The sequence below is a fragment of the Pseudomonas sp. St386 genome (genome assembly GCF_018325865.1).
GTDB classification, from domain to species: domain Bacteria; phylum Pseudomonadota; class Gammaproteobacteria; order Pseudomonadales; family Pseudomonadaceae; genus Aquipseudomonas; species Aquipseudomonas brassicacearum.
On record NZ_AP021900.1, the window covers coordinates 2,421,393 to 2,448,295 of the forward strand.

At 60.9% G+C, this 26,903-nt stretch carries 22 protein-coding genes and 1 tRNA gene; 10 read left to right on the forward strand and 13 right to left on the reverse strand.

Annotation, left to right across the window (positions count from 1 at the left end; translation table 11 throughout):
• Positions 1-115: 115 nt before the first annotated feature.
• The 10 genes from KI235_RS10690 to KI235_RS10735 all read right to left on the reverse strand — a co-directional run bounded on the left by KI235_RS10690 (position 116) and on the right by KI235_RS10735 (position 13,270).
• Positions 116-2,071: an acetoacetate--CoA ligase gene (locus KI235_RS10690; RefSeq protein ID WP_212795676.1), complete on the reverse strand. Its 1,956-nt coding sequence runs from the start codon at positions 2,069-2,071 to the stop codon at positions 116-118.
• Between the two features lie 158 nt (positions 2,072-2,229).
• A complete protein-coding gene (locus KI235_RS10695) occupies positions 2,230-3,006 on the reverse strand; it encodes a 3-hydroxybutyrate dehydrogenase (RefSeq protein WP_013692718.1) in 777 nt (258 codons plus the stop codon).
• 7 nt (positions 3,007-3,013) lie between these two features.
• Positions 3,014-4,405 (reverse strand): GntP family permease, encoded by a 1,392-nt coding sequence (locus tag KI235_RS10700; RefSeq protein WP_003200250.1) that lies wholly within the window; start codon positions 4,403-4,405, stop codon positions 3,014-3,016.
• A gap of 302 nt (positions 4,406-4,707) precedes the next feature.
• A complete protein-coding gene (locus KI235_RS10705; RefSeq protein WP_003200252.1) occupies positions 4,708-6,123 on the reverse strand; it encodes a sigma-54-dependent Fis family transcriptional regulator in 1,416 nt (471 codons plus the stop codon).
• Positions 6,124-6,267: 144 nt separating this feature from the next.
• Positions 6,268-7,848: an ABC transporter ATP-binding protein gene (locus tag KI235_RS10710; RefSeq protein ID WP_212795861.1), complete on the reverse strand. Its 1,581-nt coding sequence runs from the start codon at positions 7,846-7,848 to the stop codon at positions 6,268-6,270.
• 25 nt (positions 7,849-7,873) lie between these two features.
• Positions 7,874-8,896, reverse strand: coding sequence for an ABC transporter permease (locus KI235_RS10715; RefSeq protein ID WP_018608049.1), 1,023 nt, complete (start codon positions 8,894-8,896; stop codon positions 7,874-7,876).
• Positions 8,896-9,954, reverse strand: a complete 1,059-nt coding sequence (locus tag KI235_RS10720) for a microcin C ABC transporter permease YejB (protein WP_003200258.1) — start codon at positions 9,952-9,954, stop codon at positions 8,896-8,898. Before KI235_RS10720 ends, KI235_RS10715 begins: the two co-directional genes overlap by 1 nt.
• Positions 9,954-11,822, reverse strand: a complete 1,869-nt coding sequence (locus KI235_RS10725; RefSeq protein WP_003200260.1) for an extracellular solute-binding protein — start codon at positions 11,820-11,822, stop codon at positions 9,954-9,956. The genes KI235_RS10720 and KI235_RS10725 overlap by 1 nt, the downstream gene beginning before the upstream one ends.
• 200 nt (positions 11,823-12,022) lie before the next feature.
• Positions 12,023-12,304 carry a peptidylprolyl isomerase gene (locus KI235_RS10730; RefSeq protein WP_003200262.1) on the reverse strand — a complete coding sequence of 94 codons (282 nt, stop codon included), beginning with the start codon at positions 12,302-12,304 and terminating at the stop codon, positions 12,023-12,025.
• Between the two features lie 96 nt (positions 12,305-12,400).
• Positions 12,401-13,270: a triacylglycerol lipase gene (locus KI235_RS10735; protein WP_028236632.1), complete on the reverse strand. Its 870-nt coding sequence runs from the start codon at positions 13,268-13,270 to the stop codon at positions 12,401-12,403.
• Positions 13,271-13,593: 323 nt separating this feature from the next.
• On the opposite strand from KI235_RS10735, the gene KI235_RS10740 reads away from it, so the two are divergent.
• Entirely contained in the window at positions 13,594-14,655 is a 1,062-nt protein-coding gene (locus KI235_RS10740; protein WP_069971609.1) for a hypothetical protein, read from the forward strand.
• A gap of 159 nt (positions 14,656-14,814) precedes the next feature.
• Here the strand turns inward: KI235_RS10740 and KI235_RS10745 are convergent, their stop codons facing one another.
• Together KI235_RS10745 and KI235_RS10750 are read right to left on the reverse strand one after the other, a co-directional pair.
• Positions 14,815-15,885: a 3-deoxy-7-phosphoheptulonate synthase gene (locus KI235_RS10745; protein WP_013692722.1), complete on the reverse strand. Its 1,071-nt coding sequence runs from the start codon at positions 15,883-15,885 to the stop codon at positions 14,815-14,817.
• Between the two features lie 47 nt (positions 15,886-15,932).
• Entirely contained in the window at positions 15,933-16,085 is a 153-nt protein-coding gene (locus KI235_RS10750) for a hypothetical protein (RefSeq protein WP_003200270.1), read from the reverse strand.
• Positions 16,086-16,501: 416 nt separating this feature from the next.
• Between KI235_RS10750 and KI235_RS10755 the strand changes: the two genes are divergently transcribed.
• The 7 genes from KI235_RS10755 (at position 16,502) to KI235_RS10785 (ending at position 23,095) form a co-directional block, all read left to right on the forward strand.
• Positions 16,502-17,263: a carbon-nitrogen hydrolase family protein gene (locus KI235_RS10755; RefSeq protein WP_027912545.1), complete on the forward strand. Its 762-nt coding sequence runs from the start codon at positions 16,502-16,504 to the stop codon at positions 17,261-17,263.
• A gap of 7 nt (positions 17,264-17,270) precedes the next feature.
• Positions 17,271-17,705 carry a GNAT family N-acetyltransferase gene (locus KI235_RS10760; RefSeq protein WP_013692724.1) on the forward strand — a complete coding sequence of 145 codons (435 nt, stop codon included), beginning with the start codon at positions 17,271-17,273 and terminating at the stop codon, positions 17,703-17,705.
• A gap of 126 nt (positions 17,706-17,831) precedes the next feature.
• Positions 17,832-18,473 (forward strand): UvrY/SirA/GacA family response regulator transcription factor, encoded by a 642-nt coding sequence (uvrY, locus tag KI235_RS10765; protein WP_003200277.1) that lies wholly within the window; start codon positions 17,832-17,834, stop codon positions 18,471-18,473.
• A 2-nt stretch (positions 18,474-18,475) separates the two neighbouring features.
• Positions 18,476-20,299, forward strand: a complete 1,824-nt coding sequence (uvrC, locus tag KI235_RS10770; protein WP_212795677.1) for an excinuclease ABC subunit UvrC — start codon at positions 18,476-18,478, stop codon at positions 20,297-20,299.
• 32 nt (positions 20,300-20,331) lie between these two features.
• Positions 20,332-20,892 (forward strand): CDP-diacylglycerol--glycerol-3-phosphate 3-phosphatidyltransferase, encoded by a 561-nt coding sequence (pgsA, locus tag KI235_RS10775; protein ID WP_003200282.1) that lies wholly within the window; start codon positions 20,332-20,334, stop codon positions 20,890-20,892.
• Between the two features lie 63 nt (positions 20,893-20,955).
• Positions 20,956-21,031 (forward strand) — tRNA-Gly (locus KI235_RS10780).
• Between the two features lie 222 nt (positions 21,032-21,253).
• Positions 21,254-23,095 (forward strand): integrase arm-type DNA-binding domain-containing protein, encoded by a 1,842-nt coding sequence (locus KI235_RS10785; protein ID WP_212795678.1) that lies wholly within the window; start codon positions 21,254-21,256, stop codon positions 23,093-23,095.
• A 934-nt stretch (positions 23,096-24,029) separates the two neighbouring features.
• Here the strand turns inward: KI235_RS10785 and KI235_RS10790 are convergent.
• On the reverse strand, positions 24,030-24,668 hold the full coding sequence (locus KI235_RS10790) for an SOS response-associated peptidase family protein (RefSeq protein ID WP_212795679.1): 639 nt from the start codon (positions 24,666-24,668) through the stop codon (positions 24,030-24,032).
• A gap of 252 nt (positions 24,669-24,920) precedes the next feature.
• On the opposite strand from KI235_RS10790, the gene KI235_RS10795 reads away from it, so the two are divergent.
• Together KI235_RS10795 and umuC are read left to right on the forward strand one after the other, a co-directional pair.
• Positions 24,921-25,346 carry a S24 family peptidase gene (locus KI235_RS10795; protein WP_212795680.1) on the forward strand — a complete coding sequence of 142 codons (426 nt, stop codon included), beginning with the start codon at positions 24,921-24,923 and terminating at the stop codon, positions 25,344-25,346.
• Positions 25,339-26,616, forward strand: a complete 1,278-nt coding sequence (gene umuC / locus KI235_RS10800) for a translesion error-prone DNA polymerase V subunit UmuC (protein ID WP_212795681.1) — start codon at positions 25,339-25,341, stop codon at positions 26,614-26,616. Before KI235_RS10795 ends, umuC begins: the two co-directional genes overlap by 8 nt.
• The last annotated feature ends 287 nt before the right edge of the window (positions 26,617-26,903 follow it).

Below are 26,903 nucleotides of genomic sequence, written 5' to 3' on the forward strand. Positions count from 1 at the left end.
CGATGACGCGGTAGGTCTGAAAAACCGCGTTGCCTGTATCGCGAGCAAGCTTTGCTCCCACAGACCTGGCTCCCACAAGTGTTTTTGCTCCCCACAGGTCTGAGGCCTGCTCAGTTCAAGTAGCCAGCTCCGGCCGATCCCGAAACTGCTCCAAAGCCCCGGGGTTGGCCAAGGCATCGGTGTTCTTCACCACCTCGCCATGCACCACATTGCGCACCGCCAGCTCCACCACCTTGCCGCTGATGGTTCGCGGAATATCACTGACCGCGAGGATCTTCGCCGGCACATGACGCGGGGTGGTGTTGGCCCGGATGACCTGGCGGATCCGTTGCTCCAGTGCTTCATCCAGTGTCACGCCATCGCGCAGGCGCACGAACAGCACCACCCGGACATCGCCCTGCCATTGCTGGCCGATGGCGACGCAGTCCAGCACTTGCTCGACTTTTTCCACCTGCCGATAGATTTCCGCCGTGCCGATGCGCACACCGCCGGGGTTGAGCACGGCGTCGGAGCGTCCGTGGATCAGGAAACCGCCGTGGGGCAGTTCTTCGGCGTAGTCACCTTGGGCCCACACGCCGGGAAACTGGGCGAAGTAGGAGGCGTGGAGTTTTTCCTGCCGAGGGTCGTTCCACAAGCCAATGGGCATCGCCGGGAAATGGCGGATGCACACCAACTCACCTTTTTCACCAATGACCGGGTTGCCGGTCTCGTTCCAGACCTGCACGGCCATGCCCAGGCTCTTGCCCTGCATCTCGCCCCGGCGCACCGGTGACAGTGGGTTGCCGTTGACGAAGCAGGACACAATGTCGGTGCCGCCGGACATCGAGGCCAGGCAGACATCGGCCTTGATGTCGCGGTACACGTAATCGTAGCTATGGGGCGCCAGTGCCGAACCGGTGGAGAGCAGGGTTTTCAGGCTGTCCAAACGGTGCGTCTGACGGGGCTTGAGGCCCTCGCTTTCCAGGGCGGCGAGGAATTTGGGGCTGGTGCCGAATACGCTGATGCGCTGCTGATCGATCAGGTCCAGCAAACGCTCGGGGCCGGGGTGAAACGGCGAACCATCGTAGAGCACCACCGTGCTGCCCACGGCGAGGGCCGACACCAGCCAGTTCCACATCATCCAACCGCAGGTCGTGTAGTAGAACAGCCGATCATCGGGCCCGAGGTCGACGTGCAGGCCATGTTCCTTGACGTGTTGCAGCAGCACGCCACCGGTGCCATGGACGATGCACTTCGGCACGCCGGTGGTGCCGCTGGAATACAGGATGTACAGCGGGTGATCGAAGGGCACGCTGACGAACGCCGGTTCGCCACCGCTTTGATAAAAGTCGTTCCACAGCGCGACAGCGGCCGTGGTCTTGAAGTCCTCGACGCGGGCGTCAGCCTGGGCATAAGGCAGTACGATCAATTGCTGCAATGACGGCAATCGTTCAAGGATTTCGTTGACCTTGGCTCGCTGGTCGATGATTTTCCCGGCATAGCGATAACCCGCGCAGGTGATCAACACTTTGGGCTCGATCTGGCCGAACCGGTCGATGACGCCCTGGGTGCCGAAGTCCGGTGACGAGCACGACCAGATAGCGCCCAGGCTGGTGGTGGCGAGCATGCCGACCAGGGTCTGCCAAGTGTTGGGCATGCAAGCGGCGACTCGATCGCCCTGGGTGACGCCGGCGGCTTTGAGGCTTGTTTGCAGGCCGGCGACATGGGCGGCGAGTTCGGCCCAGGTCAGTTGTTCCTGGCCGCCGTTTTCGTCGAGCGCCACCACCGCGACGGCGTCATCGCGGCGGCGCAGCAGGTGTTCGGCGAAGTTCAACGTGGCGCCAGGGAACCACTGGGCGCTGGGCATTTGCGAACCTTCCACCAATACCGCGTCGGGCGCTTGATGAAAGCGAATCTCGAAGAAATCGACAATGGCCTGCCAGAAGGCTTCGCGCTGGTCGATGCTCCAGGCGTGCAGGGTCGGGTAGTCGTGCAGTTGCAGGTGATGTCGCGCGTTGACGAACTGGCGAAAGGCGTTCATGCGCGACTGGGCGATGCGTTCGGGGCTGGGTTGCCAGAGGATGTCGGACATGGGGTGCCTCTTGTTCTTTTGTCGGGCCTGACGATCGTTCCTACGCTCTGCGTGGGAATGCCTCTGGGGACGCTCCGCGTTCCGTTCTTGGGACGCAGAGCGTCCCTGTCTGCATTCCCACGCAGAGCGTGGGAACGATCAGTATCCAGTAGAGAGGGTTATTGAGCCAACCACCCACCATCGATATTCCACGCCGCGCCGCGCACCTGGCTGCCGGCTTCGCTGCACAGGAACAGCACCAGCTCCCCCAGTTGCGGCGGGGTGACGAATTCCAGGGAGGGCTGTTTCTCGGCCAACAGATCGTGCTGTGCCTGTTGCGGATCGACGCCGGCGGCAATGCGATCATCGATCTGTTTTTGCACCAGCGGCGTCAGCACCCAGCCCGGGCAGATGGCGTTGCAGGTCACGTTGCTGGTGGCGGTTTCCAGGCCGACCACTTTGGTCAGGCCGATCACCCCATGCTTGGCCGCGACATACGCCGCCTTGCCCACCGAGCCGACCTGGCCATGCACCGAGGCGACGTTGATAATCCGCCCCCAGCCCTTGGCGCGCATGCCTGGCAGGCTCAGGCGGGTGGCGTGGAACACCGAGGACAGGTTGATGGCGATGATCGAGTCCCAGCGCTCCACCGGGAAATCCTCCACGGCGGCCACGTGCTGGATCCCGGCGTTGTTCACCAGGATGTCCGCGCCGCCGAACTCGCGTTCGGCGTAGGCGAGCATATCGGCGATCTGCGCCGGGTCGCTGACGTCGGCCGGATGATGACCGACCTGGCCGCCGAACTGTTTCACCTCGGCGATCACCGCCGAGGCGTCGCCAAAACCGTTGAGGATCAGGTTGGCCCCGGCCTTGGCCAGGCTCAAGGCGATGCCCAGGCCGATGCCGCTGGTAGAACCGGTGACCAGGGCCGTCTTGCCCGAAAGAGTGGTTGTCATGGGAACCTCACACAATGCCAGTGGCGTAGAACACACCGATCACCACGAAGACCGCGAGGGTCTTGATCAGCGTAATGCAGAAAATGTCTTTGTAGGCTTCGCGGTGGGTCAGCCCGGTTACCGCCAGCAGGGTAATCACCGCGCCGTTGTGGGGCAGGGTGTCCATGCCGCCGCTGGCCATGGCGGCTACCCGGTGTAGCACTTCCAGGGGAATGTTGGCGGCGTGTGCGGCGCTGATAAAGGTTTCGGACATCGCCGCCAAAGCGATGCTCATGCCTCCCGAGGCGGAGCCGGTGATGCCCGCCAGCAGCGTGACGGTCACCGCTTCGTTGACCAGTGGGTTGGGAATGCTCTTGAGCCAGTCGGCCAGTACCAGGAAGCCCGGCAAGGATGCGATGACCGCACCGAAGCCGTATTCCGAAGCGGTGTTCATCGCCGCCAATAAGGCGCCGCCCACGGCGCTCTTGCTGCCTTCGGCGAGTTTGCTGCGAATGGCGCGGAAACCGAACAGCAAGACCATGATGATGCCCACCAGCAACGCCGCCTGCACCGCCCAGATCGCGGTGAGCTTGGCGATGTCGCTGGTCACTGGCGTCGCCATGCCCGGCAGCGCCAGGCTGTGGGTCTTGCCATACCACTGGGGAATCCACTGGGTGAACAACAGGTTCATGAGCCCTACCGCCAACAGTGGCGAAACGGCGATCCAGGGGTTCGGCAGCTTGATGTCTTCGGCGGTTTCCGGCTCGTTGCGCAACTCGGTGCCGTAGCCTTCGCCCGTGCGCTGGGCCTTGTTACGCTGGCGTTGCAGGAACAGCATGCCGAGGCTGAACACGAAGAGCGTGCCGATCACGCCCAGCCACGGTGCGGCCCAGGCAGTGGTGTTGAAGAACGTGCTGGGGATGATGTTCTGGATCTGCGGCGTGCCGGGCAGGGCGTCCATGGTGAACGAGAACGCGCCGAGGGCGATGGTGGCCGGGATCAGGCGCTTGGGGATATTACTCTGGCGAAACATCTCGGCGGCGAACGGGTACACCGCGAACACCACGACGAACAGCGACACGCCGCCATAGGTCAGCAAGGCACAGACCAGCACGATTACCAGCATGGCCTGGCGCGTCCCCAGCAAGCGAATCGCCGCGGCGACGATGGAGCGGGAGAACCCCGACAGTTCGATCAGCTTGCCGAACACCGCGCCGAGCAGGAACACCGGGAAATACAGTTTGATGAAGCCGACCATTTTTTCCATGAACACCCCGGTGAAGGCGGGAGCGACGGCGGACGGGTCGGTGAGCAGGACGGCGCCGAGGGCGGCAATGGGGGCAAAGAGGATAACGCTGTAGCCACGGTAGGCGGCGACCATCAGCAGCGTGAGGGCTGCCAAGGCAATGATCACACTCATGGTGTGTCTCCTGGATTGTTATTGTTGTGGTGAAGCTGTGGGGAGGGCTTTAGCGAGTTTTGTGCCAGGTGTGTAACCGACTGAAATATAAGGAAATTGTTTGGGGTTGTAGGGCGGGAATGAGAGGTTTGTCTCTGTTTTGAGATTTGTGTGGGGTGTGCAGGCCTCATCGCGAGCAAGCTCGCTCCCACAGTTGGCCGCGTATTTCAGGAGAACCCAGTCCCCCTGTGGGAGCGAGCTTGCTCGCGATGAGCGCAAAGCGCTCCAAAACCATAGGTCTATATTTTGAGAATAAAGTCTCTTTATTGAGACTCTGCAATCCCCAACGCCACCATCTTCTTGTACAACGTCGACCTCCCCAGCCCCAACCGCTCGGCCGCTTCAACCACTTTGCCCCCGCATTGCGCGAGGGTGGTTTCGATCAACTGCCGGTCGAAGCGTGCCCGGGCCTGGCTGAAAGTTTCTTGCGGCAACGGTTCCAGGCTTGGGCTTGCCGTGTGGGTTACCGGTATGAACGTGCCGATGGCGGCGCGGATGTCCGCCGCCGTGAGCACCAGATCATCGCTGAGCAGCGCGGCCCGTTCCAGCACGTTGCGCAGTTCGCGGATGTTGCCCGGCCAGGCGTGTTGCCGCAGCAGGTCGAGGGCGGCGGGGTTCAGTTCGTGCTGGCTGCGCAGTTCTTCAAGGATCGCTTCGCTCAGGGCCGGCAAATCATCCAGGCGTTCGCGCAACGGCGGGACCTGGATCGGCAGCACGTTGAGGCGGTAGTACAGGTCGGCGCGAAACTCTCCGCGCTTGATCGCCGCTTCCAGGTCCATGGACGTGGCGGCGATGATTCGCACGTCGCTTTGCAGTACCTCATTGGAGCCCACCGGTTCGTATTCCTTTTCCTGGAGCACTCGCAGCAGTTTGCTTTGCAGCGGCAACGGCATGTCGCCGATCTCGTCGAGGAACAGCGTACCGCCTTGGGCGATCTGCAGTTTGCCGGCGCGGCCCTTGCGGTCGGCCCCGGTAAACGCCCCTGGCGCGGTGCCGAAGAATTCGGCTTCCAGCAGCGATTCAGGAATCGCCGCGCTGTTGATGCTGACGAACGCCTTGTGGGCGCGCGGCGAAGCACTGTGGATGGCCTGGGCCAGCAGTTCCTTGCCGGTGCCCGTTTCGCCGAGCAGCAGCACTGGCGAATCGGCGCTGGCGCTGCGCCGGGCACGGCGCTTGACCTCAAGGCCGGCGTTGCTGGTGCCAATGAAATGGGCAAAGTTGTACTTGGTCTGCCGCGCCCGCAGCAGCGAGCGGGTGGAGGCCAGTTCTTCCTGCATGCTCAGGTAGCGCTTGAGCATCGGGGACAGGCTGCGTAACTCATCGAACAAGGCAAAGCCGATGGCGCCGATCACCGCGCCCGCGCTGTCGTGGATCGGCAGGCGCATCACCACCAGGGGCTCCTTGGGCGTGTCCTGCATGTCCAGCAGGATCGGGCGCCCGGTGCGCACCACTTCACGCAACAGGCTGCCGGGAATCACGCTCTCGCACGCCCGGCCAATCGCCTCCTGCGCCGAGTTCAGGCCGAAGCGGCGGGCGTAGCGTTCGTTCATCCAGACGATGTTCGCGTCACGGTCGACAATCACCGTGCCTTCGCTGGACTGCTCGATGATCTCGAACAACGAACGGATCGCCAGCGTGCGCACGCGCTTGTAATCCTTGAGGCTTTCGGTGGGGTTCATGGTCGGGTCCGGATTGTGTGTTGCCTGTCAGGTCCTCATCGCGAGCAAGCTCGCTCCCACAGTTGATCTTCAGTGCGACGCAGACCACTGTGGGAGCGAGCTTGCTCGCGATGAGGGCGACACGAAGCTACGTCATGCGCCGCATTATGCCCACCCCGTATGCGCCGCCGCCAACAACTCCTTGGTATAGGGATGCTGGGGCGAGTCGAACACGTCATGACTGGCGCCTTGCTCGACCACTTTACCGTCCTTGATCACGATCATGTCATGGGCCAAGGCACGGATCACCGCCAGGTCGTGGCTGATGAACAGGTAGGTCAAGTCGTACTTCTCCTGGAGCTGACGGAGCAGGGCGACGACTTGTTTCTGCACGGTGCGGTCCAGTGCCGAGGTGGGTTCGTCCAGCAAAATCAACGCTGGCTTGAGCACCAGGGCCCGGGCAATGGCGATGCGCTGGCGCTGGCCGCCGGAGAACTCGTGGGGGTAGCGATGACGGGTCGAAGGGTCGAGGCCGACCTCCTTGAGGGCCTGGATCACCCGGGCTTCACACTGTTCTGGGCTGGAGGGCTGGTGGACCTCCAGGCCTTCGCTGATGATCTGCTGCACCGACATGCGCGGGCTGAGGCTGCCGAACGGATCCTGGAACACCACCTGCATCTGCTTGCGCCACGGCCGCAATGCTTTTTGCGAGAGCTGATCGAGGGCCTGGCCCTGGAAGTGAATGCTGCCTTCGGATTCGATCAACCTCAGGATCGCCTGGCCGAGCGTGGACTTGCCGGAACCGGATTCGCCGACGATGCCCAGGGTCTTGCCCCGTTGGATGGACAGGCTGATGCCGTCCACGGCGCGCAAGTATTCCTTGCGCCGGAACAGGCCGCCGCCCAGGGGGAAACTGACGTGCAGGTCCTGTACCTGCAGCACCTCTTCGCGCTCGTCCCGGGGCAGGGCTTGGCCTTCCGGTTCGGCGTGCAGCAACTCACAGCTGTAGGGGTGTTTCGGCGCGTTGAAGAGGGTTTCGCAGGGCGCCTGTTCGACGATTTCTCCATCCTTCATCACGCACACCCGTTGGGCGATGCTGCGCACCAGGTTCAGGTCGTGGCTGATCAATAGCATGGACATGCCAAGCCGTTGCTGCAGCGACTTGAGCAGCAGCAGAATCTTGCGCTGCACGGTCACGTCCAATGCAGTGGTCGGTTCGTCGGCAATCAACAGTTCCGGCTCGCAGGCCAGGGCCATGGCGATGATGACCCGCTGCCGCTGGCCGCCGGACAGTTGATGGGGATAGGCCTTGAGTCGCTCGACGGGGTTTTGAATGCCAACCAGGGCCAGCAGCTCCAGAATGCGCTGGCGCGCGGCTTTGCCTCCCAGGCCCTTGTGCAGCATCAGCGTTTCACCGATCTGCTTCTCGACGCTGTGCAGCGGGTTCAGCGAAGTCATCGGCTCCTGGAAGATCATGGCGATCCGGTTGCCGCGCAGCTCCCGCAGGGCCGTGGTATCGGCGCTCACCAGTTCCTGGCCGCGATAGCGAATGCTGCCGGTGGTGCGGGCTTCTGTCTCGGGCAGCAATTGCAGGATCGAGTGGGCCGTCACTGACTTGCCGGAGCCGGACTCGCCAACCAGGGCCAGGCATTCGCCGGGGCGGATGTCCAGGCACAGGTTGCGCACCACCGTCTGCTCGTTGAAGGCCACGCTCAGGTCGCGGATTTCGATCAGGTTGTCGCTCATCTCAAGGTTCCGCTTCATGGCCGTTTCACGATCGAGGGTCGAACGCGTCTCGCAACGCTTCGCCGATAAACACCAGTAGAGAAAGAATCAGCGCGAGGGTGAAAAACGCCGTCAGCCCCAGCCATGGCGCTTGCAGGTTCTGCTTGCCCTGGGCAATCAATTCGCCCAGGGAGGCGCTGCCGGCCGGCATGCCGAAACCGAGGAAGTCCAGGGCGGTGAGGGTGGAGATCGCCCCGGTGAGGATGAAGGGCAGGTAGCTCAGGGTGGCGTTCATCGCGTTGGGCAGGATATGTCGCACGATCACCTTGCGGTCCGACAAACCCAGGGCTCGGGCGGCTTTCACGTATTCCAGGTTGCGCCCGCGCAGGAACTCGGCGCGGACCACGTCCACCAGGGCCAGCCAGGAAAACAGTGCCATGATACCCAGCAGCCACCAGAAGTTCGGCTCCACGAAGCCGGACAGGATGATCAGCAAGTAGAGCACCGGCAGCCCGGACCAGACTTCCAGCAAGCGTTGCCCGAGCAAATCCACCCAGCCACCGTAATAGCCTTGCAACGCACCGGCGGCGATGCCGATCAGCGCGCTGATGGCAGTCAGGGCCAGGGCGAACAGGATCGACACTCGCGCGCCGAAGATCACCCGGGCCAGCACGTCCCGGGACTGGTCATCGGTGCCCAGCCAGTTCACGGTCGAGGGTGGGCTCGGGGCCGGCTGGTTGAGGTCGTAATTGGGGGTGTCGTCGCTGAACGGGATCGGTGGAAACCACAGCCAGCCGCCGTCCTTGTGGATCAGGTTCTGCACGTAGCTGCTGCGGTAGTCGGCCTGGAACGGCAGTTGGCCACCGAATTCCTGTTCGGTATGGCGCTTGAACACCGGGAAATACAGCGAGCCCTGGTAACTGACCACCAGCGGCTTGTCATTGGCGATCAACTCGCCGCCCAGGCTCAGGATGAACAGGCCGATGAACAGCCACAGCGACCACCAGCCCCGACGGTTTTTCTTGAAGCGTTCGAAGCGCCGACGGCCCAAGGGGGAAAACTTGAACATCAGGCGTTCCTCGCGGCGAAGTCGATGCGCGGGTCCACCAGGGTGTAGCAGAGGTCGCCGATGAGTTTGATCAGCAGACCGAACAACGTGAAGATGAACAGCGAACCGAACACCACCGGATAATCCCGGGACACCGCGGCCTCGTAGCTCATGCGTCCCAGGCCGTCGAGGGAAAAAATCACCTCGATCAGCAAGGAACCGGCGAAGAACACGCTGATGAACGCCTGGGGAATACCCGATACCACCAGCAGCATCGCGTTGCGGAACACGTGGCCGTACAGCACCCGGCGTTCGCTCATGCCCTTGGCACGCGCGGTGACCACGTACTGGCGGGTGATTTCATTGAGGAACGAGTTCTTGGTCAGGATCGTCAGGGTGGCGAAGCCGCCGATCACCAGTGACGTGACCGGCAGCACCAGGTGCCAGAAGTAATCGGCGATCTTGCCCAGCGTCGACAACGACTCGAAGTTGTCCGATACCAGCCCGCGCACCGGAAACCAGTTCAGCGAGGTGCCGCCGGCGAACACCACGATCAGGAACATCGCGAAGAGGAACGCCGGCATGGCATAGCCAATGATGATCGCCGTGCTGCTCCACACATCGAACGCGGAACCGTGACGCACGGCCTTGCGAATGCCCAGGGGAATCGACACCAGGTAGGTGAGCAGCGTCGCCCAGAGACCGAGGGAAATGGTCACCGGCATTTTTTCCAGGATCAGGTCGGTGACCGTGGCACCGCGGAAGAAGCTCTTGCCGAAGTCCAGGCGAGCGTAGCTGCTGAGCATCAGCCACAGGCGTTCGTGGGCCGGTTTGTCGAAGCCGTATTGTTTCTCGATGTCCTTGATCAACTGTGGATCGAGCCCCCGGCTGGCGCGGGAACTGCCGGTCATGGTGTTGCCCGAACTGCCAATGCTGGCGCCGCCGATGCCTTGCAGGTGAGCGATGGCCTGTTCCACCGGCCCGCCCGGCGCGGCCTGTACGATGACGAAGTTCACCAGCAGGATGATCACCAGGGTCGGAATGATCAGCAGCAGGCGTCTTGCGATATAAGCCCACATCAATGCCGCCCTCCGGGTGTGCCGCGCCTGATGAGTTCGGCACGCATCTGCTCGTTGGTCAACGGTGTGCTGCTCACTTCCCACCAGCTCTCGATGGCTTCGTCATTGCTGGCCTGTACCTTCGGGATGCCGAAGCGGTTCCACCACACGGTCGAGCTGCCCGGCGGGTAATAGTTGGGGATCCAGTAGTAATTCCATTGCAGCACCCGGTCCAGTGCACGGGCGTGGTGGAGCATGTCGGCTTTGGTCGTGGCCTTGACCAGGCCGTCGATCAGGGCATCCACCGCCGGGTTCTGCAGGGCCATGTAGTTGTTGGCCCCCGGGTCGTTGGCCGCCGCCGAGCCAAAGTAGTTGTAGAGTTCCAGACCCGGCGAGGTGCTGACCGGGTAGCCGGTGATGATCATGTCGTAGTCACGGCTCATCAGGCGATTGACGTATTGGGACGCGTCGATGCGCCGGATGCTCATGTCGATGCCAATCTGCGCCAGGGTGCGCTTGTAGGGCAGCAACAGGCGATCCATACCGTTCTGGCTGTTCAGGAACGTGAAGCTCAGCGGCTCGCCCTCGGCATTCACCAGGCGGTCGCCGTCCGGTTTCCAGCCGGCCTGTTCCAGCAACGCCAGGGCTTGCAGTTGTTTGTCGCGGATCACGCCACTGCCGTCGGTTTTCGGAGCCTGGAAGACTTGAGTGAAGACTTCGTCGGGAATCTGTCCGCGCAACGGCTCGAGGATCGCCCGTTCGCCGGTATCGGGCAGTTCTCGAGCGGCGAGTTCAGTGTTGGAAAAGTAACTCTGCTGACGCACATAGACATTGCGCATCATCTGGCGATTGCTCCATTCGAAATCCCAGAGCATCGCCAGGGCCTGGCGCACACGACGATCCTGGAACTGCGGTTTCTGCAGGTTGAAGACGAAACCCTGGGCGGTCTGGGGAGCCTCGGTGGCCAGGTGGGCCTTTTGCAGGCGACCGTCGTGCAGGGCCGGGCTGTCATAGCCGATGGCATAGCCGGTGGCGGAGAACTCGCGATTGTAGTCATAGGCGCCGCCGCGCAGCACCTGGCGGGCCACATCGGTGTCGCCAAAATACTCGATGCTGAAGTGGTCGAAGTTGTAGAGGCCGCGACTGACTGGCAGGTCCTTGCCCCACCAATCGGCATTGCGCTCGAAGGTAATGCTGCGCCCGGAATCGACCTTGCTCACCCTATATGGACCGCTGCCCAGTGGCGCCTCGTAGCCACCGCCGTTGGCGAAATCGCGGGTCTTCCACCAATGTTCGGGAAGGACCGGCAAGGTGGCGATGTCCAGGGGCAGGGTGCGGCTTTCATTGTTCTTGAAGTTGAAGCGCACGGTGCGCTCGTCCTCGACCACGACGTCCTTGACCGCCGCGAACTGGGTGCGATAGCGCAGGCTGCCCTGGGTCATCAACAGCTCGAAGCTGTAGCGCACGTCCTCGGCGGTGATGGGCTTGCCATCGGCGAAGCGCGCCTTGGGGTTCAGGTAGAAGCGCAGGGACAGGCCATCGTCGGCCCGCTCCATCTTCTGCGCTACCAGGCCATAGACGGTATAGGGTTCATCCAGCGAGCGCTGGGCCAGGGGCGAATACAGCATCCCGTCGATCTGGCTGACGCCGATGCCTTTGTCGATGTAGGGCAGGATGTGGTCGAAGTGGCCGATCTCGACGGCCGAGCGGCGCAGGGTCCCGCCTTTGGGGGCCTGGGGATTGGTGTAGGCGAAGTGGCCGAAGCCTTCGGCATATTTGGCCGGTTCGCCATAGACGGTCAGGGCATGTTGCGGTGCTGCATCGACGCCGACGGCGCCTGTCAGCAGGACCACGGCAGTCAATAGCAGGGAAGGGAACGCCAGTCGCATTGTCAGCCTTAAAGCCGGGTGATCGATGACACGATTTGTACGCGAGCGGCGCGTGGATCGCCAGTCCTTATGGCGAAGGGATTTATCTGTGGGGGCAAGGCCTGTGGGAGCTAGGCTTGCCCGCGATGGCCGCGCCGCGGTCCAACAGCTAAACCGCGTTATCGTTCATCGCGGGCAAGCCTTGCTCCCACAAGGAGCCATCAGTCCTGACGGCTGGTCACTTCCAGCAGGTGGTAACCGAACTGAGTCTTGACCGGACCCTGGACCACATTGATCGGTGCGCTGAACACCACGGTATCGAACTCCTTGACCATCTGGCCCGGGCCGAACGAACCCAGGTCGCCACCCTGACGGCTGGATGGGCAGGAGGAGTTGGCCTTGGCAACTTCGGCAAAATCGGCGCCGGCTTCGATCTGGGCCTTGAGTTCGTTGCACTTGTCTTCGGTGGAAACCAGGATGTGGCGGGCAGTGGCTTTGGCCATGGGGGAAATTCCTTTCGCTGTATTTAAAGGTGTTGAGCCTACCGGATTCATTGACGGGTTGTTGTCAAAATTGCGTCAAAACCTTGGGGCCGGCGATCAAAGGCCGGCTTTGCGCAGGCGCTCGGCGTGGCGCAGGTAAAGCTCTGTGGGGTCTGTACCCTTGCGTAATGTGCCGACTCCTGGATTGATGGCCTCCATGTGGTCCATTGGATAGTCGGAGCGAATGACTTTGCCCAGATGCGAACTGAAGCGTCCGACCAGGCCGTCGTTCTGCTCGGCTTCGGTGATGAAGTAGTCGGAAAAGGCGCGGCAGAAACCCTGCAAAGGCTCCGATGCTTCCCCTGTAGCCTCGGGCAACGTACCGCTCCATGAGTAGTAGCGCACGCCATTGACTCGGTCCGGGCCGTTCCCACCCCAGTGCTTCGGCAGGCCCTGGGGGTATTTGTCGTTGAAGGCGCCCACGCCCTCAGTGGTCAACGTCGCCAGCGCGGCGACGGCGGTGGGCGATAGCTGCGCCTGCCCGTCAAGCAGCGAGATGAAATCGGCGAACAGCGTGGCGACGTCTCGTGCCACATGCCCTGGCAACCGTCCGGGGGTAAGGGCCTTGCGCAGGAAATCGGCCAGTTCGGAACCATGGTTGGGGCCGCTGACCGACGTGACCGAGGCAACTTTGTCGGGTGCCAGCGCGGCAGCATATCGAACGGCCAGCGCACCCTGGCTGTGGCCGATCAGGTTGACCCGGGCCGCACCGGTGCCGGCCAGGACCCGATCGATTTGCGCCAGTAGTTGTTCGCCTCTGGCCTCGTTGCAATGGGTGGCCGACAGGTACGGGATGAACACCCGGGCACCGCCTGCGCGCAGGGCTTGTTTGATGCCATGGAAAAGTTCGAAACCGCCGATCCTGTCAAACCCGAACAACCCATGGACCAACAGGATGGGAAATTGAGTGGTTGCATTCCGTTGCATGTTCGTACCTTTTTCGAAGAGGTTCACGGTGAATTTGCGACCTCACTCTAATCCAGACCCGTAATGGACGGTGTAGGAAAAAACCGCGCTGAACCGGGGAAACCGGAATAGAAAAAGTGGGAAGAATGGGAAATCCCCCGACGGTGGCTACATGTGTAGGAGCTCTCCTATAACCCGAGTCGTTTGCAGCTACAGCTTTGAACGCCAGGGACCACCGCCGTTGTTGTCTTGTCTGGCTGTGGGTTTGCCGCGAGCAGGTTTTAATGGCCCCATCGAGCGCCGTTATGCAAACGGTGCCTTCATCCAAGGACTGGAGCCTGTACATGATCACTTACCCCTCTCTTCAACGATCCCGTTCAACTTCAGGGACAAGGCTGCCGCCACCGATCCTGGCAGCGGCCCGGGACGGGGTGATCGACCCCGCTTGGCGCAAGGCCGTCGTTACCATCAAACCTTATCCACTGATGACGTGCGGGGATGAGGTGCTGCTGCGTTGGCATGGGCTCAACAACGAGGGTGAGTCTTACCGACATGAAGTGGTCGGGTTCGTCACGGAGCGGCAAGTAGGGCGAGACGTCGTGTTCGTCGTGCGCGAACCGCATATTGCCGAGTTGGACGGTGGCTCGCTGGAGCTTTCCTACCAGGTGACGGGCAAACAGTTGCCGGCCACCCTGGTTTCGCAACACCTGCAACTGGATATCGGCGATGTATCACCGCAACTGCTGCCTGCCGTTGCCAACGACGCGGTCGGAGGCAGCCTTGATCCGAGTCGGGTGCCCGACGGAACGTGGCTGACCATTCGGCCCTACGCCAGGATGGCGGTTGGCGATCGGTTGATCTTGACGGCCAGCAAGGGTTCCAACGCGCTTTGGCGCGATGTGCTGGAAATAGAAACCCATGCGGTTGGTCGTGAGGTGTCGCTCTGGATCGATCATTCGCTGATTGCTCCCCATGTGGGACACAACCTGGCCTTGGCCTATGTCGTCAGGCGTGGACATTCGGTGCGCCGCGCCGAGCCCTTGTCATTGCGCATCGGTCCGCTACAGCGTCCTGCGTTGAAGGCGCCCAGGATTCGGGAGATGAACGACGGGTGGCTGAATGTCGACGATTTGCAAGAGGGGGTGACGATTGTCATCGATGATCCCGGGCTTGAGGCGGGCGAGCTGGTCTGGTTGCAATGCAACGGGAACTCGTCTTATGTCCGTGAACGCGAAATCACCGAGGCCACGGCAGGCCAACCGCTCGTTTTTGTGATTCCTGCGGCGTATTGGCAGGATCAAGGTGACAGGTCGGTGGGCGTGTTCTATCAGGTTGAGCGCCTGGATGACGTCAGCCAGCGTTCCGAGTGGGTGACGGTCCAGGTTCGTTCCAGTGCGCCAGGCTAAGCGAAGCCCGGCACAACCTCTGTGGGAGCGAGCTTGCTCGCGATGACAGTGTTTCAGGCAACATTAATGCTGGCTGAACTGACGCTATCGCGAGCAAGCTCGCTCCCACAAAGGGGCCCACGCCGCCCCCTGGTTCCAGGGGAAGGTGGGTTCGGGACCTCAGGCTGGCAATTGCAGCTTGCGATGGGCTTCGCGCAACAACTGCTCGGTAGACTCCCAGCCCAGGCAACCATCGGTGACCGAGACGCCGTAGCGCATCGACGGGCCCAACGGCTGGCAGCCTTCGAACAGGTGGCTTTCGAGCATCATGCCGATCAGGGAGCGGTTTCCTTGCAGCCGTTGCTCCAGCACGTCATTGAACACCTGCGGTTGGCGCAGCGGGTCTTTGCCGCTGTTGGCGTGGCTGCAGTCCACCATGATCCGGGCCGGTATCTTGAGGCGGGTCAGGTCATGGTGTATCTGCGTGACGCTCTGCTGGTCGTAGTTCGGCCCGCGATGACCGCCGCGCAGCACCAGGTGGGTGTCGGGGTTGCCCGGCGTCTGGATGATCGCCGGATGCCCCTGGCTGTCCACGCCGAAATGCCGATGGGGGTGGGCGGCAGAGCGCATGGCGTCGCAGGCAATGCCGACCCCGCCGTCGGTGCCGTTCTTGAACCCCACGGGCATGCCCAGGCCGCTGGCCATTTCCCGGTGGATCTGCGATTCAGTGGTGCGCGCACCAATGGCCACCCAACTGAGCAGGTCGTCGAAGTAGCTGGCGGCCATGGGTTGCAGCAGTTCGGTGGCGACAGGCAAGCCAAGCTGCAATATCTCGCGCATCAGTTCCCGGGACAAGGTCAGGCCGGCGGCCATGTCGTCGCTGCCATCCAGGCCAGGATCGTAGGCCAGGCCTTTCCAGCCTACGGTCGTGCGGGGCTTTTCCACGTAGGCGCGCATGACCAGCAGCATGCTGTCGCGCACTTCATGAGCCACGCGAGCCAGGTTGGCGGCGTATTCGAGGGCGGATTTCGGGTCGTGGATCGAGCAGGGACCGACGATGACCAGCAGGCGGGAGTCCTCACCGTCGAGGATCGCGCGGATGGCCTGGCGATGAGCGCTCACTTGATGGCTCAACGCGGTGCTGAGCGGCAATTGGTGCTTGAGTTGCAACGAGCTCGGCAGACGCAGGGTCAGGGCTTCGTTGGCAGGGTTGAGCGTGGACAGCGGCAAAGCGGAGACGGACGAATTCATGATCTGGCTTCCTGGACGGGCAGCGGGTTCATTCCCGCGCGCCGGTCCTAGTGGGGTGTTCGACAATTGGCCGGATTGGCCCGCAATTGAGGCTTGCCACCGGTAGGTGACCGATCGGAGGCGGCAGGCTGTCCCGAGCGGTGGCTGGTAAATCGCCAGGCGGAAAAACTGTCGTAACGGTAATAAGTGGCGTAGTTCATGGCTCAATCCTCAAGTTGTCTGGTGTTGCAAATGTGTGGGGCCTGAAAAAACAAAACCCCCGGTCGGGAGGCCGACCGGGGGTTTGGAAAACTCTGGAAGGCGACCCGTTTAAAATGGGCGCCGGTTGGGTATCAGGCGCGCCAGTGGCTAAACCAATACCCAAAATAAAAGCTGACCGGAGTTTGCACGCTGTTCGCCCAGGCAGCCGCAACCAAGCGCGGGGCGCTGGCGGTTTGAAGCGGTGAGAGGGCGTTGAACATGGTCTGTCTCCGATGAATGGCCCTGAGCTTACTTGAGGACGGGGCGCCGGTTCAATCAGAAAATTCTATCGAGGGCATGCAATTGTTCGCCCCGGCTTGAGTCCGCTGGGCTTTGTGACAAACTTCAGGTTTGCAGCGCCTCCCAAGGATGACCCATGACCGCTCCAGCCTTCGCCGCCGCCCAGTCGATCTCCATCGCGGGGGACGTTCGTGCCAACCTCGTGCGCCATCAGTATTTCATGCAGGCGGCCGCTGAACAGGGCGTGCAGTTGCTCGTGTTTCCTGAGCTGTCGCTCACCGGCTACGAACGTGGCTTGGCGGCGGACCTGGCCATCCTGCCGGAGGATGGCGTATTGCAACCGCTGCGCGACCTGGCCCGCGAGCTCGGCCTGACGACGGTGGTGGGCCTGCCGATTCGCCTGTCGGCGGCCGCCCCGGTGTTGATCGGCGCGTTGGTCCTCGGCGCTGATGGTTCCCTCGGGGTGTACAGCAAGCAGCATCTGCACCCTGGGGAAGAAGTCGCCTTCGCCCCGGGGCATGGCGGCTCGATACTGGCGATGGGGCAGGATTGCATCGCCCTGGCGATATGCGCCGATTTTTCCCACGCCAGCCATGCTGCCGCGGCAGCCGGGCAGGGCGCTACGCTATATGCGGCGGGGGTGTTGATCACCGAGGGTGGCTACGTGCCCGATACGACATTGCTGCAAGGATATGCCCGGCAGCATGCCATGACCGTGCTGATGGCCAATCATGGTGGCGCCACCGGAGGCTGGGAGTCTGCCGGTCGCAGTGCTATCTGGGGCCCGGACGGTTCGTTGCTCGCGGCAGCGCCCGGCACGGGCGAGCTGTTGGTGATCGCCCGCCGCGACGTCAACGGTTGGGTAGGGCAAGTCGTGCCGGTGGCCGTGCTTGGATGAGGTGTTCATGAGTTTCGAGTGGCGTGCCGCAACGGCTGGGGACATCGACTTCGCCCGGCAGCTGACCTGCGACAACATGCTTGCCTATTACCTCAAGCATGATTTGCTCTGGCAGGACGAAGCGTTCGACTTGGCCTGGATTATTCGCCAGAACTGGATAATCAGTCGTGCCGGCCAGGCACTGGGCTTTGTCAGCCTCAGCCGCGATGCCCGGGCGTTGTACATCCGGGAACTGCAGGTTGATAAAGCGTTTCGTGGGCAGGGCGCCGGTACCTGGGTGATCGGACAGGTTTGGGATCTGGTGGGCCTGGAGCGTCGGCCGGCGCTGCGCCTGACGGTGTTCAAGGATAATCCGGCCAGGGCGTTGTACGAACGCATGGGCCTGCGTGTCGTGGGCGAGGATGAGTGTTTCCTGAGGATGCAGCGAGACGCCGGTGCTTGAAGCCTCGGACGTTATGCCAATAAAGATGCGTTGTAACTTTTATCTGTCCCTTTGCGCTAGGTCTGCCGGACGCTTTTTGCTAAGGTGTTGTGCAACCCAAATAAGACCAAATCGTGAGGTGTCTGCTTGATTAGGGTGTTAGTGGTCGATGACCATGATCTCGTCCGTACGGGCATTACACGAATGCTGGCTGACATCGACGGCCTGCAGGTAGTTGGCCAGGCTGAATCCGGGGAAGAATCCCTGATCAAAGCGCGCGAATTGAAGCCCGACGTGGTGTTGATGGACGTCAAGATGCCTGGCATCGGCGGCCTTGAGGCCACGCGCAAGCTGCTGCGCAGTCACCCGGACATCAAGGTGGTCGCGGTGACCGTGTGTGAAGAGGATCCGTTTCCCACCCGGCTGTTGCAGGCGGGCGCGGCGGGTTACCTCACCAAGGGTGCTGGGTTGAACGAGATGGTCCAGGCCATTCGTCTGGTTTTTGCCGGGCAACGCTACATCAGCCCGCAAATCGCCCAGCAATTGGCGATCAAGTCGTTCCAGCCAACCAACGATTCTCCCTTCGATGCACTGTCGGAGCGGGAAATCCAGATTGCGCTGATGATTGTCGGTTGCCAGAAGGTGCAGATCATCTCCGACAAGCTGTGCCTGTCGCCAAAAACCGTCAACACTTACCGCTACCGTATCTTCGAGAAGCTTTCGATCAGCAGTGACGTCGAATTGACACTGTTGGCGGTGCGCCACGGCATGGTCGATGCCAGCGCCTGAAAATGACTGAATTGTTTGATCCAAGTGCGTTCCTCTCCACTTGCAGCGGCCGCCCCGGCGTGTACCGCATGTTCGACGGCGACGCACGCCTGCTTTATGTCGGCAAGGCCAAGAATCTCAAGAAGCGCCTGGCCAGTTACTTTCGCAAGACCGGCCTCGCCCCGAAGACCTCTGCCCTGGTGGGGCGCATCGCGCAAATCGAAACGACGATCACCGCCAATGAAACCGAGGCGCTGCTGCTCGAGCAGACGCTGATCAAGGAATGGCGCCCGCCGTACAACATCCTGCTGCGCGACGACAAATCCTACCCCTACGTGTTTCTGTCCGACGGGGCCTTTCCGCGCCTGAGCATTCATCGGGGCGCCAAAAAGGCCAAGGGTCGGTATTTCGGTCCTTACCCCAGCGCCGGGGCGATTCGTGAAAGCCTCAGCCTGCTGCAGAAGACCTTTTTCGTTCGCCAGTGTGAAGACAGCTACTACAAGAATCGCACCCGGCCCTGCCTGCAATACCAGATCAAGCGCTGCAAGGCGCCTTGCGTGGGGTTTGTCGAGCCGCAGGTCTACGCTGAAGACGTACGTCACTCGGTGATGTTCCTGGAGGGCCGCAGCAATGCGCTTACCGATGAACTGTCGGCAGCCATGGAAGACGCGGCGGTCAACCTTGAGTTCGAACGGGCTGCCGAGCTGCGTGACCAGATTGGCCTGCTGCGCCGCGTTCAGGACCAGCAGAGCATGGAAGGTGGCAGCGGTGATGTCGATGTGATCGCCGCGTTCATCAACCCGGGCGGCGCTTGCGTGCATTTGATCAGCGTACGCGGCGGGCGCGTGCTGGGCAGCAAGAACTTCTTTCCCCAAGTGGGTATCGAGGAGGACGTGGCTGAGGTCATGGCGGCGTTTCTGGGCCAGTACTACGTCAGCAGCCCGGAACGCGACTTGCCTGCCGAGTTGATCGTCAACGTGGTCCACGAGGATTTCCCGGCCCTGATCGAAGCCATCGACAAGCTTCGCGGTCGTGAACTGACCATCAGCCACCGCGTTCGCGGTACCCGTGCCCGTTGGCAGCAACTGGCCGTGACCAACGCCGAACAGGCCCTGGGCGCGCGCCTGGCCAACCGTCAACACGTGGCGGCGCGATTCGATGCCCTGGCCGATGTCCTCAACCTGGACGAGCCGCCGCAGCGGCTGGAGTGCTACGACATCAGCCACTCCAGTGGCGAGGCAACCGTGGCGTCCTGCGTGGTGTTCGGTCCGGAAGGCCCGATCAAGTCCGATTACCGCCGTTACAACATCGAAGGCGTCACGCCCGGCGATGACTACGCGGCGATGCATCAGGCATTGATGCGCCGGTTCGGCAAGCTCAAGGACGGGGAGGGCAAGTTGCCAGACATCCTCCTTGTCGACGGCGGCAAGGGCCAGTTGTCCATGGCCCGCGATGTGCTCAATGAACTGATGGTGCCCGACCTGATCCTGCTGGGGGTGGCCAAGGGCGCGACGCGCAAGGCCGGTTTCGAAACCTTGTACCTGAACGACGCCGCCCATGAGTTCACCCTCAAGGGCGATTCGCCGGCGCTGCACCTGATCCAGCAGATCCGCGACGAAGCCCACCGCTTTGCCATCACCGGACACCGTGCCCGCCGTGGCAAGACGCGCCGGACGTCTACACTGGAAGGTGTGGCAGGCGTCGGCCCGACGCGCCGCCGCGACTTGTTGAAACATTTTGGTGGATTGCAGGAACTGTCTCGTGCCAGCATCGAGGAGATAGCCAAAGCACCCGGTATCAGTAAAAAGCTCGCTGAGTCGATTTATGCAAACCTGCACAGCGAGTAGAATGCCCGTCAACCTCGCAGCCAGTTGTGCCGATGAATATCCCAAATCTGATTACCGTCCTACGCGTCCTGCTCATTCCGATCTTCATTTTGCTGTTCTATTTGCCGTACCACTGGAGCTACATGGCCTCCGCCTCGGTCTTTGCCTTCGCCGCCGCGACGGACTGGCTGGATGGTTACCTGGCTCGACGCCTGGAGCAGAGCACGCCGTTCGGCGCGTTCCTCGACCCGGTGGCCGACAAGCTGATGGTCGCGGTGGCCCTGGTGCTGCTGGTACAGGAACACGGCAACCTCTGGCTGACCTTGCCGGCGGCGGTGATCATCGGCCGCGAAATCGTCGTCTCGGCGCTGCGTGAGTGGATGGCCGAGCTGGGCGCCCGCGCCCAGGTCGCCGTGTCGAACCTCGGCAAATGGAAAACCGCCGCGCAGATGCTGGCGCTGGTGATCCTGCTGGCCAACCCTTCGGACTTCAGCTTCTGGGTGCTGTTGGGCTATGCGCTGTTGCTGGTTTCCGCTGGGCTGACGCTGTGGTCGATGGTCCAATACTTGCGCGCCGCCTGGCCGCATCTGCGGACGGATGTAGAGCCGAAATAAAACTTTTTTGAATCAAGGGGTTGACGGCGTAATTTGAATCTATAGAATGCGCCACACCAAGACGCGGGAATAGCTCAGTTGGTAGAGCACGACCTTGCCAAGGTCGGGGTCGCGAGTTCGAGTCTCGTTTCCCGCTCCAAATATTGCGCTACAGAGTTCCACTGAATTCTGTAAGTGATTGAAATAAGGGCCTTTAGGCCCTTTTTTCGTTCCAGCGGGAACCACTGAAATCCAGCACTATCCGGTGCGTTTAAGTCCAGAATTGAGTCCAGGATTCTGACGAGCACTGAATCGGTTTAATGCTGGAGCAGATTGTGTAGCGAGATGAGCATCTGGCCCTGACTCTGTTCAGGAGCTCGCGATGGCACTCTCAGAAATGGCAGTTCGGCATGCCCGAATCACCGGTAATGACTACACCCTCGGTGACAGTGATGGTCTCACTCTCAATGTGACGGCCAGAGGCGGAAAAGTCTGGCTCTTCCGTTATTACTGGGCGGGCAAGCAGAAGCGCATGTCCTTGGGTTGTTACCCGCAAATCAGCCTCAAAGAGGCGCGCACGCGACGTGACGAGGCGCGCGCCTTGGTTGCCCAGGGCATCAACCCCTACGAGCATCGTAAACAACAGCGACTAGCTGTTCATGCTGCGAAGGAGCACACCTTCGAAGCGGTGTTTAATCAGTGGGTGGAGTTCCGCAGGCTAAGCCTGAAGGAAGGACGCCAGAGCACGCTCTCGCAGATCTTGAGAATCTTCAGTAAAGACGTCTTGCCCATGCTGGGCGGGCGGTCCATTTACGATATCAATCGTCACGATCTGCTGGATTTGCTGAGCAGGATTGAGCAACGCAAGGCCTTAACGACCGCCGAAAAATGCCGGACCTGGTTCAACCAGTTGTTCCGCTATGCGTTGGTGAAGATCGAGGGGCTGGAACACAACCCAGCTTCAGATCTTGATGTGGTCGCACTTCCCAAGCCTCCAGTGACGCACAATCCGTTTCTCCGAATGGACGAGCTTCCGGCATTGATGGCTGCTCTTCGAAACTACGGTGGCGCCAACCAAACTCGGCTTGGCCTTCGGTTGTTGTTGCTGACCGGTGTCCGCACGGGCGAATTGCGGTTGGCGACACCCGACCAGTTCGATCTGGAGAAGCGCTTGTGGGTCATACCGGCGGAAGTGGTGAAACAACTCCAGCTAGCGATGCGGAAGCCAGGTAAGCAGACTCAAAATGTACCGCCTTATATAGTGCCGCTGTCGGTTCAGGCGCTGGAGATCGTGCGTCACTTGCTGGACCAGGTTGTCCCCGCACAGCGCTACTTGTTTGCGCATCGAAGCGATCTGAGCAAGCGCATCAGCGAGAACACGCTGAATGGCGCGTTGCGTCGGATGGGGTATGCCGATCAACTCACCGGTCATGGGATGAGGGCGACGATCTCGACGGCGCTGAACGAGATCGGGTATCCAAAGGTTTGGGTGGATGCTCAGCTTTCTCATGCTGATCCGGACAAGGTGAGCGCGGCCTACAATCACGCGGAATACGTGGAGCAGCGCCGGACCATGATGCAGGACTGGGCGAACCGTCTTGATCTTTGGGGGCAGGGCCAGCTGAAAGCGGCTAGCTCTCCGCTTACCATCCGGTTGGAGGGTGCTGCTTCGCTGCCGTCGCTGGAAAGCGCGAGCGCAAACTCCATTCAGTTCAACGGCACCTTTCCAATGACAACCGTCTCGGTGCCCAAGGCTTCGGTTAGCGGCGAACCAGCTCTTATCGTGCCGCACCAGTCGCCTGTCGTACCTCTTTCGGTCCCGACTGAAATGCCGCATAAATCTCACGTGTCTGACATCCAGCGCGAACGCGCCGAGATGCTTGCCATCTATGAGGCCGCTAGTAATTTACCGTTACTTGTTTTCGCTAAATTGGCTGGTAAATCCCGAGATCAGATCAATCGTGATATTAAGGCTCGGCGTCTGCTGTCCCTCAGCCTGGGGAATCGTGGTCAGCGCATTCCGGATTGGCAGCTTGATCCACTGCGGCACAAGTTGGTACTTGCTGCGTTAGCGAGGTTTCCGGGTACCGGTGCGTGGAGGCTTTATCGGGCGGTCTGTGAGCCTCATGAGCGACTTAAGAGGCGTGCGCCAATCGATGTGCTGACTCCGGAGAATTTCGACGCGACTGTGCGGATCGTTTGCAGCGCCCTGAGCCCAAGCTGAGTTGCTGTCCTAGCGCGGTGACAAATGGGCGTCACCCCTTGCTTGAGTACTGCTTGGCACGGAACTGTAGTCGAGGCCTGCCGACGGTGTTATGCGTCTAGTCGACCTGATTCCGCTGCAATACCGCGTGTTGGTCGCCGGCCTTCTACCGTGCGTTTTAGTCGCCGCTTCGGCGGCCATCGCCTGGACGGTCCAAGGCTGGCAATACGGTCAGCAGCTGGAAAAAAAAGCCCGGCAAGGCATAGCTCAGCGGTGTACTGGTGATAATGAACTGGGAAACCGGAAGCACTAGGAAGGTTGTTTTGATGGGAGATGCTCCTCAGCAACGGCTCATTTCCTGATCGCCCGGGCTGACCCGCTCAAGTCTAGGGGAGCAGACTGTCAGCTCCCCGGTTTGAAATCAAAAAAAGAAGCCTGGGCAACCAATGCCCCATCGTTCCAGCAGCTCAGAGATCCTGATAAGCAATACAACAGTCGCCGTCAATAAAATAACTATGTTCATTTCTTCTTCTCGCAAAGAAACTCGCCACGCTGATAAGCGCGGTGTTTGTGGACGTTGGGTAGGGCTGTTAATAAACTAAATGTTTATCGGCTCGGTCGTCAACGGATGTTTTAAGAAATAATTAAATGAGGCGACGACATACACCTTAAGCCCTCCTAAAGCAGGGCGGCTGTGCTGGTGTGAGGGTATATACGCCTTTAGCCCTAGGGGCAAAGATGTCCGGTGGTAGAGGAGATTCAATAGTGTAGTTTCATAAGCTGTTAACAACACTTTACGTGTAGATCTCCTGCTCTATTTTTCGCTTAAGATTTCGTACTATGTTGTTCCACGAAATTATAATTTTGTTGAAGTGCCCGATTTTATTGGGTGCGGTAGCCTATGTGTAGGAATAAGTTTCGCAGGGCAGGTGTTACACGAAAAGTGTAAATAACACTATTTCTGTGGATCGAATAAGGAAACCGATTGGATCAGGGCTGCCCCCTGATTGCGAACATTCCCCACGGCCTGGTCAACCCCGAACCACTCGAAGACCTCGCTAGGTTCGCCCTGCAGCAGCACAATTTGTTCGGGGCGCTCTGTGGGTGTGGCGGGGTCGATCCATTCCCGCGCCAGTTCCGCATTCAGCGCCACAGGGCAGCGATCATGGATTTTCACGATGCCTCCCTGGCTGTCAGCGGTGATGATCACGAAGCCGTCATGCTCCAGCGGCTCCCAGGCTCCCGTCGGGTACTGACCGATGGCAGCGCACAAAATCGGCGCTAGGTCCTTTCGGCGGATCAAATACGGCTGCTTTTTTGGCCCGCCTTCATCCACCCATTCCAACCAACTGTTGATTGGAGCCAGTGCTCGGTGCGGCCAGATCGACTTGTAGTAAGGACCGTGCGCAACTTTCTCGACCCTAGCATTCACCGGGGTTCTATCCTTCGCCCAATGCAGCTTCGAGCCCCAACGCACCATATCGGCGTGTAGAACGTCACCCCCCTGATGGAAGAGTGCGAACTGATTCGAGGGTGCGCCGTTATAGCGTCCCAAGGGCTGATCGCCCACGGTACTGACCATGGCGTTCGGCATGCTCAGCACGCGGGTGAGCTCAAGGCTTCCGGTGTACTGGGAGAGTCGTCCGCCCTGTTCAGCCCTCTGGTTAACGTCAGCGTAGTCCAGCGGGCGATCCGTCTACGAAGCACAGGTGAGCGGCGCACGACCGTGACCTGTATCAGCGTGGGCCTGCTCAGCCATCTGTCCGAATATTCTTACAAGAAATTGACCGCAAAACTTGTACAACGTTAACTGTATATATGTACAGGTTTCTGGAAGTGATCCGTCATGAGCTTTTCGATTTTGGGCCCTATTGCTGAGGGTGGCTTGAAGCTGCCCCTGTGTTCGTTTCGTGTGCCCGCCGGGTTTCCATCCCCGGCGGCGGACCACATCGAAGCGCACATCTCATTGGACGAGGTTCTGAATATTCGCGCCCCGCATGTCTACTTGGTATCAATCGCAGGGGAGAGCATGCAAGGCGCTGGGATCTTTGAAGGGGACCTAGCCGTTGTGGATCGTGCGATGGAACCTGCGCATGGTCACGTCGTCGTGGCGCTGCTGAACAACGAACCCGTGTGCAAACGCCTTTGCAGGCGTGGTGGGGAGGTGATTCTCCTGTCGGAGAACCCAAAGTACCCACCGAGGTACGTGCTCGAAGGCGACGAGCTGATCATCTGGGGCGTCATCACCTGCAGCGTGCGCAGCCATGTCTAAACCCCAGCCAGTTTTCGCCCTGATCGACTGCAATAGCTTCTATGCCAGTTGCGAGCGCGTATTTCGACCCGACCTGGCCCGCGTGCCCATCGTGGTGCTGAGCAACAATGACGGCTGCGTGATCGCCCGCAGCTACGACGCCAAGCCCTATGTGAAGATGGGCGAGCCGTATTTCCAGATCAAGCACAAGCTGCATAAGCACGGCATCGTCCCGTTCTCGTCGAACTACGCGCTCTACGGCGACATGAGTGAGCGGGTCATGACACTCATTGAATCAATGGTGCCCGCCGTCGAGGTCTACAGCATTGACGAAGCCTTTGCCGACATGACCGGCATTGATGGCCGGGATGCGCTTGGCAGGAAGATCCGCAGCCAGGTGCTTCGCTGCACAGGCATCCCGGTTGGGGTGGGGATCGCCCACACCAAAACCCTGGCAAAGCTGGCAAACCACACCGCCAAACGGCTCCAGGTGGAAACCGGCGGTGTGGTCGATATCTGCGACCCGTTCAAGCGTGACTGGGTTCTGCGCAACACCGACGTGTCCGAGGTCTGGGGCGTCGGTCGCAAGATGAAACTTCACTTGGACGCCCTGGGCATCAAGACCGCAATGGACCTGGCGAAGGCCGACCCGTGGACGCTACGCAAGAAGTTCAGCATGGTGATCGAGAAGACCGCCCGGGAGCTGGCCGGCACGCCGTGCCTGGAGCTGGACGAGCCGGACCCACCGAAGCAGGAAATCTGCTGCAGTCGGATGTTCGGGAAGCGGCTCACGGACCTGGCACCCATCAAGGAAGCGGTGGCTACCTACATGATGCGTGCTTCGGAAAAGCTCAGGGCGCAGCAGTCGCTGTGCAAGAAGATCCGCGTCAGCATCCGCACCGGCATGTTCAACCCGGAGGAGGCGAAGTACGCCAACGGTGTGCTGATCGACATGCCGTACCCCACTGATGATGTGCGGCTGCTGATCAAGGCAGCAGTAGACGCGCTCGACCGCGTGTTTCGGCCGGGCTTCAAGTACAGCAAGGCTGAGGTGCTGTTGATGAACCTATGTCAGCAGGGGGAGTACACCGACGACCTGTTTGCCACCTCCCAACCAGCCGACGCCACGAAGTTGATGGCGGTGCTGGACCAGATCAACGGGCGATGGGGTAGAGGGACACTCCGATCAGCCAGCGTGCCCGTTAACCCTGACTGGGGCATGCGGCGGGAGATGATGAGCCAGAGCTACACGACCAGACTGGACCAGCTGTGGCAGGTGCACTGTCGATGACCTGCTAACCCCATGAGCCGCCCGCCGAGGCGGCTTTTTTTCGCCCCCCAAGAAATCGCACCGAAATGGGGCGCTATCGGCGGCAGTGGCGTGCTTCACACCTGGCGCGCGCCGTCGTCCCCCCGCCTCGCCTGCGGACTAAATAGGTCTTTTTTTCTGCACCCCTGCATCTTCCTTTCAATCAAGCCAGCCGGGGCCGTCGGAGCGAATTCAGGCTATCGAAAACCTGCGAAACCCTGCGAAGGCGGGTGCCTTTTCGCAATGCTCCCACGTAAGCACAGGCGGTC

What these genes read in the sequence shown, in the direction of transcription:
- KI235_RS10730 (WP_003200262.1), bottom strand. Translation starts at nt 12,304, where the DNA reads ATGGCCAAAGCCACTGCCCGCCACATCCTGGTTTCCACCGAAGACAAG.
- KI235_RS10695 (WP_013692718.1), bottom strand. Translation starts at nt 3,006, where the DNA reads ATGACAACCACTCTTTCGGGCAAGACGGCCCTGGTCACCGGTTCTACC.
- KI235_RS10795 (WP_212795680.1), top strand. Translation starts at nt 24,921, where the DNA reads ATGAGCTTTTCGATTTTGGGCCCTATTGCTGAGGGTGGCTTGAAGCTG.
- KI235_RS10755 (WP_027912545.1), top strand. Translation starts at nt 16,502, where the DNA reads ATGACCGCTCCAGCCTTCGCCGCCGCCCAGTCGATCTCCATCGCGGGG.
- KI235_RS10715 (WP_018608049.1), bottom strand. Translation starts at nt 8,896, where the DNA reads ATGTTCAAGTTTTCCCCCTTGGGCCGTCGGCGCTTCGAACGCTTCAAG.
- KI235_RS10785 (WP_212795678.1), top strand. Translation starts at nt 21,254, where the DNA reads ATGGCACTCTCAGAAATGGCAGTTCGGCATGCCCGAATCACCGGTAAT.
- KI235_RS10725 (WP_003200260.1), bottom strand. Translation starts at nt 11,822, where the DNA reads ATGCGACTGGCGTTCCCTTCCCTGCTATTGACTGCCGTGGTCCTGCTG.
- KI235_RS10700 (WP_003200250.1), bottom strand. Translation starts at nt 4,405, where the DNA reads ATGAGTGTGATCATTGCCTTGGCAGCCCTCACGCTGCTGATGGTCGCC.
- pgsA (WP_003200282.1), top strand. Translation starts at nt 20,332, where the DNA reads ATGAATATCCCAAATCTGATTACCGTCCTACGCGTCCTGCTCATTCCG.
- umuC (WP_212795681.1), top strand. Translation starts at nt 25,339, where the DNA reads ATGTCTAAACCCCAGCCAGTTTTCGCCCTGATCGACTGCAATAGCTTC.
- KI235_RS10750 (WP_003200270.1), bottom strand. Translation starts at nt 16,085, where the DNA reads ATGAACTACGCCACTTATTACCGTTACGACAGTTTTTCCGCCTGGCGA.
- KI235_RS10740 (WP_069971609.1), top strand. Translation starts at nt 13,594, where the DNA reads ATGATCACTTACCCCTCTCTTCAACGATCCCGTTCAACTTCAGGGACA.
- KI235_RS10690 (WP_212795676.1), bottom strand. Translation starts at nt 2,071, where the DNA reads ATGTCCGACATCCTCTGGCAACCCAGCCCCGAACGCATCGCCCAGTCG.
- KI235_RS10705 (WP_003200252.1), bottom strand. Translation starts at nt 6,123, where the DNA reads ATGAACCCCACCGAAAGCCTCAAGGATTACAAGCGCGTGCGCACGCTG.
- KI235_RS10710 (WP_212795861.1), bottom strand. Translation starts at nt 7,848, where the DNA reads ATGAGCGACAACCTGATCGAAATCCGCGACCTGAGCGTGGCCTTCAAC.
- KI235_RS10720 (WP_003200258.1), bottom strand. Translation starts at nt 9,954, where the DNA reads ATGTGGGCTTATATCGCAAGACGCCTGCTGCTGATCATTCCGACCCTG.
- KI235_RS10790 (WP_212795679.1), bottom strand. Translation starts at nt 24,668, where the DNA reads ATGCCGAACGCCATGGTCAGTACCGTGGGCGATCAGCCCTTGGGACGC.
- KI235_RS10760 (WP_013692724.1), top strand. Translation starts at nt 17,271, where the DNA reads ATGAGTTTCGAGTGGCGTGCCGCAACGGCTGGGGACATCGACTTCGCC.
- KI235_RS10745 (WP_013692722.1), bottom strand. Translation starts at nt 15,885, where the DNA reads ATGAATTCGTCCGTCTCCGCTTTGCCGCTGTCCACGCTCAACCCTGCC.
- uvrC (WP_212795677.1), top strand. Translation starts at nt 18,476, where the DNA reads ATGACTGAATTGTTTGATCCAAGTGCGTTCCTCTCCACTTGCAGCGGC.
- KI235_RS10735 (WP_028236632.1), bottom strand. Translation starts at nt 13,270, where the DNA reads ATGCAACGGAATGCAACCACTCAATTTCCCATCCTGTTGGTCCATGGG.